Annotated in this window: 2 protein-coding genes and 1 pseudogene; all 3 read left to right on the top strand. The window is 59.7% G+C overall.

Annotation, left to right across the window (positions count from 1 at the left end):
• A pseudogene (locus VOI29_RS23895) lies at positions 1-290 on the top strand (hypothetical protein); the annotation flags it as partial.
• 20 nt (positions 291-310) lie between these two features.
• Complete coding sequence (locus VOI29_RS23890) at positions 311-1,675, top strand: conjugal transfer protein TraH (protein ID WP_323784322.1); 1,365 nt, start codon at positions 311-313, stop codon at positions 1,673-1,675.
• 3 nt (positions 1,676-1,678) lie between these two features.
• Positions 1,679-2,688, top strand: a 1,010-nt coding sequence (locus VOI29_RS23885; RefSeq protein ID WP_323784320.1) for a conjugal transfer protein TraG N-terminal domain-containing protein, incomplete at its 3' end; no start/stop codon positions are given.

Below are 2,688 nucleotides of genomic sequence, written 5' to 3'. Positions count from 1 at the left end.
GGTTCACCCTCGACCATGAAACCCCGATTGCCTGCGCGGTGCTGACTGATCTGGAAAGTCCGGTATCGCTGTTCGTTGCTGATCCCGCCGCTGACACCAATGCAGTCGCGGCCCTGCGCGAAGTGGCTGCAGAAGGCACCTATCCTGCTTGGCTCTGGCTTGACGAGGACGCGATGCCGGATCTCCCGCAGCAAGGTTGCCTTGGGCCGGACAAGCAAGCCGCCGCCTCCGCAGGAGCCAAAATACAAGAGGCAGACAACAGCCATCAGCAGGAAGAGGCAGGCCAATGAAACGCAAACTTCTGAACCTTTTGACCGCGGCCGCGCTCCTTGCTGCAGGACCCGTCAGTGCAGACATCGGAAACGATCTCAAGAACTTCTGGGAGCGCACTGGCGGCGGTGTGAACGTCACAAAACCGACGGCCTATAAAGGCCAGCAGGCGGGCTATGCCACGCTTGGCTCCCTCTATCTGCGCACCCGGCCGCGCAACAGCCAGCTTGCAGCCATTCAACTGCCCTCCGTTCGCGCGGGGTGCGGCGGCATCGACATCTTCGGCGGCGCCTTCTCCTTCATCACCGAGGAGGAGCTTATCGCGCTCATGGAAGCGATTATGCAGAACGCCGCCGGTTTTGCATTCGAGCTGGCACTGGAAAGCCTGTCGCCTGCGGTGCAGGAAATCGTCGCCAAACTGCGGGATTTGATCCAGCAGGTGAACGCGGGAAACATCAATTCCTGCGAAGCAGGGCAACTGCTCACTGCCTCGCTCTGGCCTAAAATGGACGGGGCATCCCAGCACGTCTGCCAGACTATTGGCGGTTATACCGGCCGGTTTGCAGACCGCGTTGCCTCCCGCCACGGCTGCGGCACTGGCGGCCAGCATAACTCGACGCTGGGGCGCGCAAGCGGGGCCTTAGCTGAGCAAGTGCCAACTGATGTGAACTATGCGTGGCGCGCGGTGAAGAAAAACAACTTCCTTGCTTCCAATCCGCGCATCGCAGAATTCTTCATGACCCTCACGGGCACGATCATCACCGTGTCGCCTGAAGATGATGACGAAAGCCCGACGCACCGCACCATTCCGCCGCGTGCCCTATCGCCGGATGCTGCCAAATCCCTGGTTGAGGGCGGCGCCTACAAAAGCCTTCAGTGCGATGAAACAAATGACTGCCTGCACCCGGTTTTCAGTAACAGGACTATCGCTGCCCGCAATGCACTGTTTTCTGTTACGGCTGAAGCGATCCAGGGACTTTCGGATGCTATCAGCAACGATACCGCCCCACCGGACGAGGCCATTGCGCTCATCAACCTGACCACCATTCCGGTCTACAAGCACCTGGTTACGGCCAAGAGCTACAAATACGAGTTTGTCCAGGACGACATCAACTCGATGGCGGAGCTGGTCGCGGTCGATCTGGCAATTGCCTACATTGACGAGGGCATGAACGAGATCCTGAACTCGGCCGCCAACGTCGATATTGCCGGTGACATCAACCGGGAGTTTCAGGACACGGTACGCCAGACCAAAGGCGTGCTGCAGGACCTGCGGGCGTCTGCACAGCGGAAATACGCTGAAGCTCTGCGCAACCTGGAGCGTCTGAGCCTTGCCAGGGGTGAACTGGCTGCATCGTCCAACGCGATTTTCGGCAACATCATCAATCAGACCGGGGGGCAGTGATCTATGCCCGAACTCGAAATCCACACGGTTGGCGGCGGCTACTATCTCTATGACGTCTTCAACTACCTCGCAGCATTCACCGGCTCCGGGAACTTTGAGGCGCTGATCTATGGCGGGATCGTCATGGGCGTGCTGGCTGCAAGCCTCCATCTTGCGATCTTCGGCGCTGCGCGGCAGGCGGTGACCTATTTTATCGGCGTCCTGCTGGTGGTCACCGTCGGCCTCGGCCCCAGGGCTCGGGTGATCATCATGGATTCCACTGTGCCTCTTGGCATCTACGGAACCGTGGACAATGTGCCGTGGTCCGTGGCCTGGGTCGGGTCGCTGACATCGAGGGCCAGCGCCTCGCTTACCGATGTGATGGAAACGCTGCTCGCTGCGCCGGATAACTTGACCTACCAGAAATCCGGAATGCTCTTTGGCTCCACCATTCTGAGCCAGGCCGCCCGCTGGCGCTCGGTTACGCCGGTTGTTCAGGAAACCCTCGTGAACTTCATGGAAAATTGCATGGTCGATGGCTCAAACATCGGCATTGTCGATGTGGGCGAGCTGGGGCAGGCAGGCAACCTGGTCAACTACATCGGCGCCAATGTCCCGCAATCGCTGGCCTACTATGATCCGGTTCTTGAAGAAACCACGACCTGTGCGGACGGCTGGCCGCAGATCAGTAACCGCCTCAACAATGAAGTGCAGAACGTCCTTTACCAGAAGGCCGCAGCGATGGACCAAAGCCACTTTGCAGCAGATCCCGCGTTGTCGGCGGCCGATATGCGGAGGACGCTCAATCAGTTTCAGAACTTCATCGGCATGACCTCGGCCGGCGCTCAGGCAACTATCCGGCAAACCATGCTGGTCAATTCGCTGGACGGCGCGGTGCAGCGGCTGATTGCTTCCTCGGGAAACAACGCGGCCATGACCGCCTATCAGGCCGCACGGACAGAAGCCCAGACCACGGCCAGCTACAGCGCCGTGGGGATTTCGGCCCTGAAATGGGTGCCGCCCCTGAAGATAGT

It is taken from the genome of Leisingera sp., assembly GCF_034669605.1.
GTDB lineage: Bacteria > Pseudomonadota > Alphaproteobacteria > Rhodobacterales > Rhodobacteraceae > Leisingera.
The sequence above is the reverse complement of the archived record's forward strand: the minus strand, read 5'-3'. Positions and strand labels throughout refer to the sequence as shown.